Annotated in this window: 11 protein-coding genes; 6 read left to right on the forward strand and 5 right to left on the reverse strand. The window is 70.4% G+C overall.

Going from position 1 to position 14,932, the window contains the following annotated elements; genetic code table 11:
- Window positions 1–16: 16 nt before the first annotated feature.
- Both I7X12_RS05750 and I7X12_RS05755 read right to left on the reverse strand, forming a co-directional pair.
- Window positions 17–1,654 (reverse strand): hydantoinase B/oxoprolinase family protein, encoded by a 1,638-nt coding sequence (locus I7X12_RS05750; protein WP_198062902.1) that lies wholly within the window; start codon window positions 1,652–1,654, stop codon window positions 17–19.
- Between the two features lie 352 nt (window positions 1,655–2,006).
- The gene (locus tag I7X12_RS05755) at window positions 2,007–4,046 is read right to left on the reverse strand and encodes a hydantoinase/oxoprolinase family protein (RefSeq protein ID WP_198062903.1); all 2,040 of its coding nucleotides are present in this window, start codon (window positions 4,044–4,046) and stop codon (window positions 2,007–2,009) included.
- 143 nt (window positions 4,047–4,189) lie between these two features.
- On the opposite strand from I7X12_RS05755, the gene I7X12_RS05760 reads away from it, so the two are divergent.
- The gene (locus tag I7X12_RS05760) at window positions 4,190–5,212 is read left to right on the forward strand and encodes a hypothetical protein (RefSeq protein WP_198062904.1); all 1,023 of its coding nucleotides are present in this window, start codon (window positions 4,190–4,192) and stop codon (window positions 5,210–5,212) included.
- A gap of 14 nt (window positions 5,213–5,226) precedes the next feature.
- On the opposite strand, the gene I7X12_RS05765 is transcribed toward I7X12_RS05760, so the two are convergent.
- Window positions 5,227–6,561, reverse strand: a complete 1,335-nt coding sequence (locus I7X12_RS05765; RefSeq protein ID WP_198062905.1) for a metallophosphoesterase — start codon at window positions 6,559–6,561, stop codon at window positions 5,227–5,229.
- A gap of 341 nt (window positions 6,562–6,902) precedes the next feature.
- Here I7X12_RS05765 and I7X12_RS05770 point away from each other — a divergent pair, with 341 nt between their 5' ends.
- The 4 genes from I7X12_RS05770 to I7X12_RS05785 all read left to right on the forward strand — a co-directional run bounded on the left by I7X12_RS05770 (window position 6,903) and on the right by I7X12_RS05785 (window position 11,401).
- The gene (locus I7X12_RS05770; RefSeq protein WP_198062906.1) at window positions 6,903–7,496 is read left to right on the forward strand and encodes an HdeD family acid-resistance protein; all 594 of its coding nucleotides are present in this window, start codon (window positions 6,903–6,905) and stop codon (window positions 7,494–7,496) included.
- 170 nt (window positions 7,497–7,666) lie between these two features.
- Window positions 7,667–8,164, forward strand: a complete 498-nt coding sequence (locus I7X12_RS05775; RefSeq protein WP_198062907.1) for a DUF1269 domain-containing protein — start codon at window positions 7,667–7,669, stop codon at window positions 8,162–8,164.
- 137 nt (window positions 8,165–8,301) lie between these two features.
- A complete protein-coding gene (locus I7X12_RS05780) occupies window positions 8,302–9,795 on the forward strand; it encodes a TIGR00341 family protein (protein WP_198062908.1) in 1,494 nt (497 codons plus the stop codon).
- Between the two features lie 31 nt (window positions 9,796–9,826).
- Complete coding sequence (locus I7X12_RS05785; RefSeq protein WP_198062909.1) at window positions 9,827–11,401, forward strand: cryptochrome/photolyase family protein; 1,575 nt, start codon at window positions 9,827–9,829, stop codon at window positions 11,399–11,401.
- Window positions 11,402–11,611: 210 nt separating this feature from the next.
- Here I7X12_RS05785 and I7X12_RS05790 read toward each other — a convergent pair whose 3' ends face one another.
- Window positions 11,612–12,166, reverse strand: coding sequence for an LURP-one-related/scramblase family protein (locus I7X12_RS05790; protein WP_198062910.1), 555 nt, complete (start codon window positions 12,164–12,166; stop codon window positions 11,612–11,614).
- Window positions 12,167–12,630: 464 nt separating this feature from the next.
- On the opposite strand from I7X12_RS05790, the gene I7X12_RS05795 reads away from it, so the two are divergent.
- Window positions 12,631–13,653: an AI-2E family transporter gene (locus tag I7X12_RS05795; protein ID WP_198062911.1), complete on the forward strand. Its 1,023-nt coding sequence runs from the start codon at window positions 12,631–12,633 to the stop codon at window positions 13,651–13,653.
- Window positions 13,654–13,691: 38 nt separating this feature from the next.
- Here I7X12_RS05795 and I7X12_RS05800 read toward each other — a convergent pair whose 3' ends face one another.
- A complete protein-coding gene (locus tag I7X12_RS05800) occupies window positions 13,692–14,921 on the reverse strand; it encodes a carboxylate--amine ligase (RefSeq protein WP_198062912.1) in 1,230 nt (409 codons plus the stop codon).
- Between the last annotated feature and the right edge of the window lie 11 nt (window positions 14,922–14,932).

Here is a 14,932-nt window from a genome sequence, read left to right on the forward strand (position 1 = left end):
GTTCGGTTACCGTCGGTCACGCCCGGTCTGCGGAGCCGTCGTCCGCGGAGCTGTCGTCCGTCGAGTCGGTATCCGCCGAGTCGTCGTCCGCCGGGATCGCCGGCTCCCCGTGACCGCCGCCGCCGGGCGTCTCGACCGTGACGGTCGTCCCGGCCGCCACCTCCCGGGTGACCTTCGCCGGGACGCGCTCGCCGTCGATCCGGTTGATTCCCGGCCGACCGTCCGCGCCACCAGCGGTCCCCCGCGGGGCGCGTCGACGCCGTTCGGTCAACAGCGAGACGGTCGCGTCGGTCTCGACCCGCACCTCTCGGACGAGACCGTCGCCGCCGCGGTATCGACCGTCACCGCCGCTGCCCTCGCGGAGCGCGTAGCGCTCGACCCGCAGCGGATACGCCGCTTCGAGCGCCTCGACCGGCGTGTTCAGCGTGTTCGTCATCCCGACCTGCACCCCCGAGAGCCCGTCGCTGTCCGGATTCGCACCGGCGCCGCCGCCGACGGTCTCGTAGTAGGCGAACTCGGCGTCGCCGACGACGAGGTTGTTCATCGTCCCCTGTCCCCCCGCAGGGACTCGACCGGGCGCCGCCTCGGCCAGCGCCGCGAAGACGACGTCGGTCACCCGCTGGCTCGTCTCCACGTTCCCGCCGACGACCGCCGCCGGCGGCTCGGGGTTCAACAGCGATCCCATCGGCGCGCCGACCGTGACCGGGTCGTAACACCCCTGGTTCGGCGGTATCTCGGGGTCAGTAATACACCTGATCACGAAGTATACAGCACTCTTGGCGACGGTCAGCGGGGCGTTGACGTTGCCGTCGGCCTGGTCCGCGGTGCCGGCGAAGTCCACGTCGACGGTCGCGCCGTCGAGGGTGACCGCGACCTCGATCGGAACGTCTTCGTCGGTGACGCCGTCTCCCTCGAGGGCGTCCGTCGCGCGGTAGGTCCCGTCGGGTAGCTCGCGGAGTTCGGCTTCGACGCGTTCGCGGGAGTAGTCGATCACGGCGTCGAACGCCGCGAGCAGGCGGTCGCCGTGGGCGGCGAGCAGGTCGCCGATCCGCTCGTCGGCGCGGTCGTTGGCGGCGATCTGCGCCCGCAGGTCCGCCCGGCGTTCGGCGGGGTCGCGGACGTTCGCGAGGACGAGCGACTCGATCTCGTCGTCGACCTCCCCGTCCGCGACCAGCCGGACCGGCGGGATTCGCAGCCCCTCCTGGTGGATGTCCCGAGCGCCGGCTGGCATGCTCCCCGGCGCCATCCCGCCCACGTCGGCGTGGTGCGCCCGCGAGACCGCGTAGCCGAGGATATCGTCGTCTCGTTCGTCGACGAGCGCGTCCGTCTCGGGCGCGATCGGCGAGACCAGCGTCACGTCCGGGAGGTGGGTCCCGCCTTCGAAGGGGTCGTTCAGCGCGAACACGTCGCCCGGTTCGGGGTCGCAGTCGAGCACCGCGTCGACCGCTTCTGGCATCGCACCCAGGTGGACCGGTATGTGTTCGGCCTGGGCGACCAGCCGCCCCTCGGCGTCGAAGATCGCCGTCGAGCAGTCCCGCCGCTCGGTGATGTTCGGCGAGTAGGCGCCGCGGATCAGCACCTGGCCCATCTCCTCGGCGACGCTTTCGAGTTGATTTCTGAGTATTTCGAGTTCGACCGGGTCGAGGGCTACCATCGGTCGTCACCTCCGTCGGCGTTGCGTCGGTTGGTGTCGTGGGCGGCTGCGAGCGGGCCGACGGGAACGAGTGTCGAAAGCCCCCGCTCGCTCCGGTCCCGGGACTCGCTGCGCGCCTCGGTCGCTCGCTTCGCTCGCTCCCTGCGGTGCTTACGTCGTCCGGGTTCCCGGAGCGAGCGGCCCCTTTCAGTCCGCCCGGACCGACCGCACAGCACCGCAGACGGCCACGCGCCTCCCCAACCGATTGCGCTTCTCGACTTGCGGTCTGCGATGCTCATCCCTCGCACGGCTACGTCGCGCGCACGAGAGCGCGCTCCAGCGCGCGCCACGCGGCTGGTCACTCCGTCGCGACTCATTCCTCACCCGCCTCCAGCACGAGCGTGCCCTGCTCGTCGGCGCGGGCGGTCCACTGCGGCGGGAGGACGACCGTGCTCTCACCCCCGGCGAAGACGGCCGGGCCGTCGACGGTCACGTCGAGCGGGACGCGAGCGCGGTCGTACACCGGTGCGCGGTAGAACCCCGACTCGAAGAAGACGTCCCGCTTGCCGACCAGCGGGTCGCCCTCGGGGTCGGCGGACAGTTCTGGCGGGTCGCCGGGGACCGTCGCGGTGACCCGACAGGTGATCAGGTCGACCGGTTCGTCCATGCGGTAGCCCCGGGCGCGCTCGTGGGTGTCGTGGAAACGCTCGCGTACGGTCTCGGGATCGAACGGGTCGGGGACGCCGACGGCGAGTTCGAAACTCTGGCCCGCGTAGCGGCACTCGGCCTCGCGCTCGACCGTCGCCGCCCCGGGATCGGCCGTCTCGGCGAGGGCGTCGTCGGCCAGTTCGTCGAAGACGGACTCGACCGCCCCGGCGTCGGTCTCGGCGAGGCCGGTGCGGTAGGTCCGGGTCGCGTCGTGGCGTTCGTCGGCGGCCAGCAGCCCCAGTGCCGAGAGGACGCCGTTACCGGGCGGGACGAGCACCGTCTCGATCCCCAGCCGGTCGGCCAGCGTCGCGGCGTGCATCGGCCCGGCACCGCCGAACGCCGCGAGGGCGAACGCTCGGGGGTCGTGCCCTCGCTCGACGGTCACGCCGCGGATCGCCCGCGCCATCGTGGCGTTGGCCACCCGGTAGACGCCCTGTGCGGCGTCGACGACCGTGTCCAGGCCGGCCGCGTCCGCGAGGGCCTCCATCACCGCTTCGGCGCGGTCGGCATCGAGTTCGAGCCCCTCGCCGAGCGTCGTGTCGGCACCGAGATACCCCAGCACGACCGCCGCGTCGGTGACCGTGGGTTCGTCGCCGCCCGTCCCGTAGCAGGCCGGGCCGGGCTCGGCGCCCGCGGATTCCGGTCCCACCCGAAGCGCACCCCCCTCGTCGACGCGGGCGATCGAGCCGCCGCCCGCGCCGACGGTGTGGACGTCGACCATCGGCACACCGACGGGGTGACCCGCGATCTCGGCGTCGGTCGTCCGTTCGGCGCTCCCGTCGCGAACGAGGCTCACGTCCGAGGAGGTGCCGCCCATGTCGAACGTCACGAGCCCGGTATCGTCCGCCCGTTCGAACCGCCCGGCGCCGACGACGCCCGCCGCCGGCCCCGACAGCAGCGTCGTGACCGCGCGCTCGCGCACCGTCCCGGCGTCGGCGATCCCGCCGTTGGACTGCATGACTCGCGGAGCCGGGATCCCCAGGTCCGCCGCCCGCTCGGTCAGTCGGGCGAGGTAGTCGTCGACCACGGGCGTCACGTACGCGTCGGCGACGGTCGTCGCCGTTCGCTCGTACTCGCGGAACTCGGCGAGCACCTCGTGGCTCGTCGACACCGGAACGGACAGTTCCTCCCGGAGAACCTCGGCCGCCCGCCGCTCGTCGTCCGGATGGGCGTAGGCGTGCAGGAACGAGACGGCGACGCTCTCGCAATGTCCGTCGAGAGAATCGGCGATCTCGCGGACTTCCTCGGGGTCGACCGGTGTCTCGATCCCCGCGGTAGTGGCGCGCTCGGTCACCTCGAACCGGCGCTCGGCCGGGACGAGCGGGGCGGGCTTGCGCGCCGAGAGGTCGTAGAGGTCCGGGCGGTCCTGACGACCGATCGCGACGGTATCGGCAAATCCTTCGGTCGCGACCAGCGCCGTCTCGGCGCCGTCCCCTTCGAGGACGGCGTTGACGGCGGCGGTCGTGGCGTGGCGAAACCCGACGACCGCGTCCGGGTCGACACCGGCAGCGTCGCAGGCCGCCTCGATCCCGTCGAGCACCCCGCGGGACTGGTCGTCGGTCGTCGGGACCTTCGCGGTCGTCAGGTCGCCGTCGACCACCACCGCCACGTCGGTGAAGGTGCCGCCCACGTCGACGCCCAGGCGAGCAGCAGTGGCGTGGCGTGCGTCGGCGGCGTCGCGGGCGGCGTCGTCGGCTGCGTCCATACCGACTCCAGCGGCGGCGCGCCGATAAGCCTGCCCCGTCCGGGCGGGTCGTGGACGCGCGTCCACCGGTCCCGCCGTCGAACCGTGGGTCCCCGGGAGGAGCCGTGCGTAGGTTTTTGCGGGTCGACTCCTCAGTGGGGAGCGTGCATCGACGTACCGTCGTCGTCGCGCTGCTGGTCGTCCTCGCCGGCTGCAACGCCTTCGGTGGCGCGAGCGGGACGGACCGTTCCGAGGCGGCGACGCTGACCCCCGTCGAGGTCCCGACCGCCGAGTCGCTGCGGACGGCGACGCCGACGCCGACGGAGTGTCTCGCCCCACGGGTCGCGGCCGACGACCGGACGCCCGCGCCGACGCCGGCCACGCCGGTCCCGCTCGCGACGACCGACGGGGCCGTGGCCGGCGGCGACATCGTCGCCGGCCACGGGGCGGCGCTGGACGATCTCAGTTTCTCCCTCCGGATGGACGGGACGCGGGTGCGAGCCATGCCGGGCGCCAGCGCGTTCACCTACGAGGGAGTCACGCTGGGCTTCCGGTCGGTTCGCGTGTTCGCCGTCGCCGGGACGATCTACCGGCTCCGACAGGTCGAGGACGGCGTCGCCGTCGCCCAGCAGGCCTACGACCCCGACTCGCCCGAGTCGGCCTGGTACCGCGACGCCCTGACCGGCGAGAACTGGCTCGACGAGCGGATCGGCGACTACAACTACACCCAGGTCGGCACGCGCACCTGGAACGGCACCGAGGTGCGCGTCTTCGAGGAGGCTCGCGACATCGAGGTCCTCGTCGGGTCGGGCGAGGCGCTGACCGTCGAGTCGACGGTGCTGGTCGACCGTCGGGGGGTCGTCCGCCACGTCCGACAGGTCCGGACGCTCCAGCGCGACACCATCGACGGCATCGTCAACACTACAGAAGTCGAGACGTTCACCGTCGGCGAAGTCGGCACCGTCACCGTCGGCCGGCCCGACGCGTTCTGCGTCCCCGGCTCCGAGGCGGTCACCGTCACGACCCCGGCACCGACCGCGACCGACACCGCCGTCGACCGAGCACCGACCGGCACTACCACGACACCGACCCCCGTCGGCACCGAGTCCGCGCCGTCGGCGGTCGGCTCGGCCGCCGCCGGACCGTCGACCCGCTCGCCCACCGTCGCGGCGTCGAGGCCCGGCTAGTGCCCGCGAGTCGCTCACTTCCCGGGGGGTTCGGTCGGCTCCTCCTCCGGCGGGAGTGACGAGACGGGGGCGTCGACGACGGTCGTCTCGGGGATCCGCGCCTCCGGCTCCGGCGGCCTGGTGAGCAGTCGCTGGAGGAGCGTCTCGTCGTCCGGGTCCGGCTTGTCGACCACCTCGTAGTCGACGCGAACGCCGCCGTCGTCGGTCGCGGTGAGCCGGAAGTAGTTGAGTCGATAGGACGCGTAGTACACCGGCGGGAGGAGCCCGATTCGGGGGTCGACGCGATGCAGGCGTTTGAGCCACGTCCCGGTGTTGATCACGAGCCGGTCGCCCACGTCGGTCGCCGACGGACGGTGGGTGTGACCGTAGACGTAGACGGCGACGGCCGGGTCGGCCCGAAAGACCGCCCGCGCCCGGTCGAGGTACTTCTCGACGGGGTCCTCGTCGTTTCCCTCGTGGACGAGCCCGAACCGCCGGAGCGTCTTGCGCACGTCCCTGAAGAAGACGTACAGCGGGACCGCGATCACGGCCAGCAAGCCGATGAGGACCAGATTCGCCGTCAGCACGACGTCGACCAGATATCCCACCGGACCGAACAGCGCGAGGGCGTCCTGCACGAGGGCCATCGGGAACGACCAGACCCCGGTCGCGTCGAGAGCGACGACCCCGACGTACCACAACGCCGCGTTGAACAGGGCCAGGAAGGGGACGACCGCGAACCGCAGCCAGGCGCTCATCTCCCGGTAGAAGTAGTTCGAGGCGATCCAGTCGGGGATCTGCGTCATCGGCGTCACCGCCTGGATGTCCCTGAGCCAGTTGTACGTGCCCCGACCCGAGAGCCGGCCGGCTCGGCTCGTGATCTGGCGGTTGACGAAGTAGCCCGGCGGGTTCGCGTAGGGGTTCCCGAAGTCGGGGATCCGGTTGTTCGGGTCCTGTTGCATCCCGTGTTCGACGTGGACGACCGCGTCGCCCAGCTCGCGGGTGAGCGACACCGACTGGTCGAGCGTGACGTTGTACTCGGCGAGCCCGTCGACGTACTCGTCGTGAGCGGCGAGTTCGTAGTCGTGGTTGCCCGGGATGAGCGTGATCGGGACTCGCTCGCCGGTCGCTCGCAACTGCGCGAACAGCTCCGGGTAGTCGGCGACCAGCGCGTCGAGCTTCGCCGGGCCCTCGACCTCGGTGAACTCCCACAGCCCGAACGCGTCGCCGTTGATCAACAGCTCCGCGTCCTCCTCGCCGTCTTCCAGGTCTTGGAGAAAGTCGATCAGCTCCTCGTGGAATTCGACGTGTCGCAACTGCTCGTCGCCGCCGATGTGGAGGTCACTGATCAGATAGTACGTGTCGGTCATCCGACTCCGTCCCCCCGGTGGACCGCCGACTCGATCCCGGCCGCGACGGACGGCCGGGCAACCGCGGGGCTCGCGAGCGGCGACGAAACCCGTGCCATCTCGTCTCGGAGCGAGGGGCGAGGCGGACAAGTCGGTTGTTTCCACTTGGAACCGGCTCTGTGGCCAGCCGCCGAGGCGCCGTCGCGTCCCGCCGCCGGACGGGCGCCGTGGCTCCGGTAAGCTCCCCGTTCCCCGGTAGCCGTACGCAACCGCTCCCGACGGTGTGCGGATTGGCCACAATATCAAAACAATATCACGAATACGGTTATGCCGGGGGTCGACGTAGCTCCGATCGAGAGACAATGAGCACAGACACATCCTCGGTCGTATCGGCGGACACACAGCGGAGCTGGCGGTATCTGTTGGGTGCCGGTGTCCTGATCACGGTCCTCGGACTGATCGCGATCGCCGCGCCGTTCGTGACGGGCGTCGCGGTCTCGGTCCTGCTGGGCGCGTTGCTGGTCGTCGGCGCGCTCGGGCACGCCGTCAACGCCTTCTCGGCGGGCGGGGTCGCCGGAACCGTCTGGCAGGTCGCGCTCGCGGCCATCTACGCGGTCGCCGGGATCTCGCTGCTGGCGAACCCGGTGCTCGGCCTGACGACCGTGACGATCCTGCTCATCGTCTACTTCGCCGTGGAAGGCCTCGTCGAGGTCGCGATGGGCGTCGGGACGCGCTCGGACCCCAACTGGCCCTGGTACGTCGTGAGCGGGACTGTCTCGGTGGGGCTGGCCGTCCTGTTGTGGGCCGGCTTCCCGAGCACGGCCGCGTGGGCGGTCGGACTCCTGACCGGGGTGCACCTGCTGTCGACCGGCCTCCTGTTGGCGTACGTCGGCTACACGGGCCGGCGGAACGTCGCCGCGAGCGGCGAGGCGACGGGCGAAGCCAGAGCCGGGTGACCGGCCGGCTCGACACGGGTTCGAACCGATTTCCCGGGTGCTCCGGGGACCATCGCCACGGGAACGGCACCCCTTACTCCGCTTCTCCGGGAGATTACTCGCGGTTCGGCGACCTTTCTCGTCGTTGGCGCGTCTATTACTATGTGTGAACTCCACTCACGGTCGGACGTATGAGTTCACTCGTCGTACTGGCGTTCGACACCGAAGACGGCGCCGAGCAGATGCGCGAGAAGATGTACGACTTCCAGCGGCGGGAGCTGATCACACTCGACGACGCCGCGGTGATGGTCCGAAAGGAGAACGGTCGCGCGAAGGTCAAACAGGCCCATAGCCTCGTCGGCGCGGGCGCCCTCGGCGGTGCCTTCTGGGGCATGCTGATCGGGCTGCTGTTTTTCGCTCCGTGGGCGGGGTTGCTCGCGGGTGCCGCCGCCGGCGCGGTCTCCGGAAAGCTCGGTGACATCGGGATCGACGACTCGTTCATCGAGGAGGTCAGCGAGACCGTCGAGCCGGGTCACTCGGCACTGTTCCTCCTCACTCGCGACGCCAACCTGGAGCGCATCGCCGAGGAGACCGGGGACGTGGACTTCGAGGTCATCGAGACCAACCTCTCTCCCGACGAGGAGACGCAGCTACGCGAGACGTTCGCCGCAGAAGAGGTCGCTGGATGAAGCGACAGCCGCCGCGGCGCGACCGGTCGCGCCGCAGACCAGTCGGAGCGTAGCACACTCATACTGCCGGCGGTCGTCGCTCGGGTCGGCCGCCCGACGACCCCGGTTCGATTCGCGACGGAGACCACCCGAGATAGATGCGACTCGTTCAGGTCCTGATCCCGGAAGGGAATCGCGCGCCCGTCCTCGACGCGCTCGACGAGGAGGGCATCGACTACGCCGTGTTCGACGAGGTCGGCCGCGGCGACTTCGAGGCGATGGCACAGTTCCCGGTCCCGCCGGGCGGGGTCGAACCGGTGCTGGAGGACCTCGTGGCCGCCGGTATCCGCGAGGACTCCTACACTATCGTCGTGCCCACGGAGACGGTCGTCTCCCAGCGGCTCTCGGCGCTCGCCGAGAAGTTCCCCGGACTCCGGATCTCCCGCGAGGAGCTGTACGCCCGGGCTCAAGATCTGGCACCCGCCAATTCGACGTTTTTCGCCTTCCTCCTGCTGAGTACCGTCATCGCGACGACCGGGCTGTTGCTCGATTCCGCGGCGACGATCATCGGCGCGATGGTCGTCGCTCCGCTGATGGGACCGGCGATCTCCGCCTCGGTGGGAACGATCCTCGACGAGCCGAAGATGGCCCGTCGGGGCGCCGTGTTGCAGGCGACGGGGCTCGTCGCAGCGATCGCGACGGCGGCCGTCATGGGACTGGTCCTCCAGCAGACCATCCTCGTTCCACCCGGACTCGACATCACGACCATCCCGCAGGTCGCCGAACGGACGAGCCCGAACTTCCTGTCGCTGTTTCTCGCGCTCGGGTCCGGGCTCGCCGGGTCGATCAGCATCATGCGCGGGTCGGGTTCGACCCTGGTCGGCGTCGCGATCGCCGTCGCGCTCGTCCCGCCCGCGGCGACCGCCGGGCTCGGCATCGCCTTCGGCCCGCCCGGCGTCGTCGTCGCGGCGACCGTCCTCGTCGTCGTCAACCTGCTCGCGATCAACGTCTCGGCGCTCGTCCTGTTCTATCTCTCGGGGTTCAAACCGATCGACGCGGGACAGTTCGAAGGCGTCCGCGCCTCGGTGTTCTCCCGCGTCGTCGTCCTCGCCGTCGCGATCGCCGTCCTCTCGATCGCACTCGGCGCCGTCACGTGGACGACCTACCAGACTCAGTCGTTCGAACAGCGCGTCTCGGGCGAACTGCAACAGCGCTTCGACGAGGCCGACGTCGAAGGGGTCGAACTCCTCTCGGTCGGCGTCGACTACGAACCGATCGACCTGATCCTCGGGAACGAGGCGCGGGTGAACGTACTGGTCGGCCTCCCGCGCAACGAGACGGCCCCGCCCGACCTCGCCCAGCGGTGGGACGATCAGCTGTCCGCCGAGTTCGACCGCGAGATGGTCGTTCGCGTCGGCTTCGTCGAGGAGCAACTCTCCGAAGGCGACGTCGCCGGGTCCGAACCGGCGACCGGCGACGGCACGACGTTCGGCGGCGGAACGTTGTCGGAGAGCGAGAGCGGGTTCGGGCCCGACGCACCCACCGCTGGTCTCCGACCCGGACGATCCGAACCGCGGGGTGACGGCGAGTCCGTGGCCGGTCGACCGTCCGTCGATCGAACTGTGTGGGTACCCTCTCTATTGTGCCAGTGATCGTACCCCGTATATCGGCCCCGTCTCCGCCATGACACAGCTACGCCCGGTCGTCGGCACCCCCGACGAATACGATCTTGACGACTCGAACCGCGTCCCGTGGATCCTCGGGACCCACCTCCACCCCGAGGTCGGGCCGCTCGATCGCGCGCCCTCGGGATCGCGCGTCTGCATGATCGAAGCCCACGGGTTCGCCCGTCGCAAGCCCTACCACCACCACAAGCTCACACTCGTCTTCGCCGCGATGCGTCACGTCCGCGACGAACTCCGCGAGGCTGGCTACGAGGTCGAGTACGTGCGGACCGAAACCTTCCGCGAGGGTCTCGCGACGTACTTCGACCGCCACCCCGACGACACGCTCGTCGCCATGCGCTCGCCGAGCCACCGCAGCGGCGACCGCTTCGCCGATCTGGTCGACGCCGTCGGCGGCGACCTCGAACTCGTCGGCAACGAACTGTTCTGCTCCACCCGCGCCGCCTTCGACGAGTGGGCCGACGGCGAGACCGACGCCTTCCGCCACGAGGGGTTCTACCGGTGGCTGCGCAGCGAGAGCGGCGTTCTCCTGCGCGAGGACGGGAGCCCGGTCGGCGGCGAGTGGAACTTGGACGAGGACAATCGCGAGTTCCCGCCCGACGACTGGGCGGCCCCGCCGGTCTACGAGCCCGAACTCGACGATCTGACCGCGGAAGTGAGCGAGTGGGTCGCCGCGGAGTTCGACACCTGGGGGTCGACGTCGGACTTTCCCTGGTCGGTCACCCGCGAGGACGCGCTCGCCGCCCTCGACCACTTCGTCACCGAGCGCTTGCCCGAATTCGGCCCCTATCAGGACGCGATGCGCGCCGACGACCCCGCGATGGCCCACGCGCTGTTGTCGCCCGCGGTCAACCTCGGCCTGCTCCATCCCTGGGAGGCGGTCACCGCGATCGAGGACGCCTACCGGTCCCGCGACGACGTGCCACTCAACTCCGCAGAGGGGGCCATCCGCCAGTTCCTCGGCTGGCGGGAGTTCATGCGCCACGTCTACCGCCACGCCATGCCCGACCTGGCCGAAGCGAGCCAGCTGGGCGCCGAGCGACCGCTACCCGACTTGTTCTGGAGCGGTGAGACCGACATGGCCTGCGTCGGCGGCAGCGTCGGCGACGTGTACGACCGGGGCTACTCCCATCACATCCAGCGACTGATGGTCCTCTCGAACTTCGCGACGCTGTGGGGGGTCGACCCCGACGAACTCAACGAGTGGTTCCACGCGACCTACGTCGACGCCTACCACTGGGTGACCACGCCCAACGTCGTCGAGATGGGGAGCTACGGCAGCGGCGTCTTCGCCACCAAACCGTACGTCTCCTCGGCCAACTACGTCGACCGGATGAGCGACTACTGCGAGGGCTGCGCCTACGACCCCGACCAGACCACCGGCAAGGGCGCCTGCCCGTTCAACGCGCTGTACTGGGACTTCCTCGCACGTAACGAGGACGACCTGCGCAGTAACCACCGCATGGGCCTGCTGTACGGCCACGTCGACGACAAGCGCGAGGACTGCGAGATGGACGAGATCTACCAGCGCGTCAGCGAGCTCCGAACGATGGAACGGGAAGGCGAGCTGTAGCCGGAGACCGGTCCGACCGGTCGGCGAACGCCGGCCCGGCCGGATCTCGGCGGAGACGACCGTGCCACGCGTACATCGCACGGTGTCTTGAGTCCGGCTACCGTGGCGCTCGCGAACGGTGGCGGTACCGGCGGAGCCGACCGAGAAAGGTGTCCATACTCCCCGACGCAGTCGGGACCGCGGCGGTCGGGGCCGTCCGTGCCCGACGCGTCACCGGCCGACGCGCCGACGGTCTCCCTGCTCGGATTCGCGAAGCTCGTCGATGGCGGCGACGACGGCGAGGACGAACGCGTCGTCCTCGCCCGGTACAACCTCGACGCCGTATGTGTCCCGGACGCGGAAATACCGCTTCGAGACGGTGGCGATCCGCAGGCCGTCGCGCGTGATCGCGTACTCGTGGTCGAAGACGTTCCCTTGGACGGACAACGGCGGGCCGCCCTCGACCTGTACGTCGAAGCGATCGCGCAGCGGCGTCACCAGCGCCTTGTGGATAGTCGCCACTCGCTGCCCGTCTCGCTCGATCACCATCGTTTCCCTGAACCGGAGCATGCGCTCCTGAACGCGGTAGAGCGGAGTCCCCTCTCGGTCCCGGATCTGGATCGTGTCGCGGACCCGGAGCGCCTTTCCGTCGACCCGAAACGCGGGCTGACCCGCCGCCGTCTCGATCACGAAGTCGTCGCCGATCGCGAGCAGTCGCTCGCGCATCCGGTAGCGGGTCGGCGTCGCCGTCTGACCGCCCGACCCGACGCCCCGATCGGGTGGCACTGTGGACGGTGGACCTGGTCCGACACCTCCCCGAGGCGGTGGCGCTGCCGACCCGCCTCGCCTGCTCGCGCGGCGCTGGCGCCTCGCTTCGCGACGCCGCTGGCGTCGCTCTCGCCCCCCTGGCGGGCTCATCCCCGCACCTCACCGGGTCGCCGTTTCGTTTCGAGAGCTGTCCCGCGGTGCTCTGTGATTCGATTTCGTATCATGATCGTGGGTCTCGGGTCGAGACGGCGATCCGGGATCGGGTGCCGACGACCCGCGGTCGGTGCGAGTTCGCCGGCCGGTCGCTTCGTAATGTGGCCGGTTCCAGCCTCTGTCACCGGGGTCCCGCCCGGTATGGTCGGCCTTGTCCGGTGGCGACCACGTGGCGACGCGCGACCGATCGGGTGCGACCGGAGCGGTCGGGAGATGGCTGAGCATTACAAAACCGTCGGGCCCTGTACCGACCAGTCGGTGACGCTCGGGTGACCGACGGCGACACATCGCGAACTGCTCTCCTCGCGACGCTGCTCGCGCTCGGCACCCTCTCCGTCCTGATGGTGGTCCCGCTGTTTCAGGCGATCGTCCTGGGGGGGTTGCTGGCCTACCTCGTCGCCCCCGTCAACGAGCGACTCGCGCGCCGGGCGAACGCGACCGTCGCGGCGCTGGTCACGACCGTCGCGACGACGCTGGTCGTCCTCGTCCCGCTGGCGCTGCTTGTCGGCGTCGCGGTCGAGCAGGCGGTCTCGCTGGGCCGCGGCGTCGAGGTCCCCGACACCGACAGCCTCGCGGTCGGGCTCCGCGAGTGGCTCGGGACGGCTCGCGTCCCGGCGATGTCCGACAGCTCGCTCGGGGACCTCGCCAGCGCGGTTCTCGGCGGGCTCACCGGCCGGGTCGCCGGCGTCGTCGGCCTGATCCCGGGGGCTGCCATCGGCGTGGTGGTGTTCCTGTTCACGTTCTTCTACCTCCTTCGCGACGGCGACGCGCTCCTGACGTGGGTCCGCGCGAACAGTCCGCTAGCGGAGGCGGAGACAGCGAAGCTGTTCCGCCGCACGGACGACCTGCTGTGGGCGGCCGTCGTCGGCAACGTCGTCGTCGCCGCCCTGCAGGCGGTGCTGACGGTCCTCGGTCTGGCCGTCGTCGGCTTCGGCGACCTCGTCTTCTGGGGCGTGCTGACGTTCGCGCTCTCCTTGCTCCCGCTCATCGGCGCGTCGGTGGTCTGGATCCCGGTGGTCGTGTACCTCGCGGTTACGGGCCAGACGGCGGCCGCGGTCGGGTTGACCGTCTACGGGGCCGTCGTCGTGAGCGGCTCGGACAACGTGGTCAGGCCGTTCGCGATGCGCCGCGGTGCGCGACTCAACCCCGCCCTGCTCGTCGTCGGTATCTTCGGCGGGATCGCCGCCTTCGGCTTTCTGGGCCTGTTCGTCGGCCCAGTCGTCCTCGGCCTGGCGAAGACCGTCGTCGAACTGCTGGCGGCGGACCGGGACGGCACCGCCGGGGCGGCCTGAAGCGAGTGCGTCGGTGAGGACGACACCGATCGGTCGGCTCAGCCTCCGATCTGCAGTCTCGGGACGGCGGGCAACTCGGCGAGGAGCGTCGAGCAGTCCTGGAGAAAGGGGCCGGGGTCGTCGAGCGAGAGGTAGTCGAACCGCGGGTGTCGATAGGTTGAGACGGCGATATCGCGCAGCGTCGCGGCGTAGCCCGGCCGCTCGACGTGCGGGGAGTCGAAGCGGAACAGACTCAGCGCGTGGAGGAACTCGCCTTTCACCCAGTGGCAGCCGACGCCGACGTCGTAGGCGGGATCGATCTCGTCGGCCCGGCCGGTCGCCTGCTGCCAGTAGTACCGGGGGAAGTCCGCGCCCATCGCGACGGTCGAGGCGAGCGACTGCCACATGCGCGGGTTGATCTCCGCGAGGACGAACTCGCCGGTGGTCTCGTCTCGCAGGTACTCCAGACAGGCCAGCCCGTGCCACTCGAGGTGGTCGAGCAGGTCCGTCGCCACCGCCTCGAGTTCGGGGATCGACACCGACTCGCGGTAGGCGCCGCCCGACCCGGTGTAGCGGGTCCCACGGACCTGGCGGTGCTGGAACACGGCCAGTGGCTCCCCGGAGTCGTACAGGGCTGCGACCATGAACTCCTCGTCGGCCGGGACGAACTCTTGGACGATCGGCTCGACCTGGTGGCGGGCCCGCAGCGAGTCCAGATCCGGCACCACCCCGGCTTCGAGGTGCTCGATGGTGTCCGAGGTCGCGCTCTCCTCGGGCCCCAGCGAGTCGTCGTAGGTGGCCGTGAGCAGGTTGTACCGGGACTTGGCGAGCAGGTCGCGCGACCAGTCATCGACCTCGTCCGGTCGGTAGGTCTCTGGCACCGGAACGCCCGCCGCCCGGGCTTCCTCGGCCAGCAACAGCCTGTCGTGGACCCGCTCCAGTCGCTCGACGTCCGGCACCGGCAGGGAGACGTGCGGTTCGAACGCCGACCGGTATCGCGAGAGAACGTACGCGTCGACCTCGCGGACGGGGACGATGGTCCGAACGTCGTCACGAGCCGCCACGTCGAGCAGGTCGTCCCTGTAGGCGAGCAGGTCCGCGCTGGGGTCGGCCGTCGTGACGACCTCGTCACAGTACTTCGAGGCGAAGGCCTGGGAGGTGGACTTCTCCGAGAGGACGACCGTGTGGATGCCCCGCGGGCCGAGCGAGCGGATCGTGGCGACGGTGCTCGGGACGTTCGTGACCGGCACCGCGACCGACGGCCCGTCGGACGTGCTGCCTTCGACCATGCTCGAGCACA

It is taken from the genome of Halosimplex litoreum, from assembly GCF_016065055.1.
In the GTDB taxonomy this organism is placed as follows: Archaea; Halobacteriota; Halobacteria; order Halobacteriales; family Haloarculaceae; genus Halosimplex; species Halosimplex litoreum.

Bases quoted from the DNA above. Each gene is read 5' to 3' on its own strand.
- I7X12_RS05750 (WP_198062902.1), bottom strand. From the start codon at position 1,654: ATGGTAGCCCTCGACCCGGTCGAACTCGAAATACTCAGAAATCAACTC.
- I7X12_RS05755 (WP_198062903.1), bottom strand. From the start codon at position 4,046: ATGGACGCAGCCGACGACGCCGCCCGCGACGCCGCCGACGCACGCCAC.
- I7X12_RS05765 (WP_198062905.1), bottom strand. From the start codon at position 6,561: ATGACCGACACGTACTATCTGATCAGTGACCTCCACATCGGCGGCGAC.
- I7X12_RS05770 (WP_198062906.1), top strand. From the start codon at position 6,903: ATGAGCACAGACACATCCTCGGTCGTATCGGCGGACACACAGCGGAGC.
- I7X12_RS05775 (WP_198062907.1), top strand. From the start codon at position 7,667: ATGAGTTCACTCGTCGTACTGGCGTTCGACACCGAAGACGGCGCCGAG.
- I7X12_RS05780 (WP_198062908.1), top strand. From the start codon at position 8,302: ATGCGACTCGTTCAGGTCCTGATCCCGGAAGGGAATCGCGCGCCCGTC.
- I7X12_RS05785 (WP_198062909.1), top strand. From the start codon at position 9,827: ATGACACAGCTACGCCCGGTCGTCGGCACCCCCGACGAATACGATCTT.
- I7X12_RS05800 (WP_198062912.1), bottom strand. From the start codon at position 14,921: ATGGTCGAAGGCAGCACGTCCGACGGGCCGTCGGTCGCGGTGCCGGTC.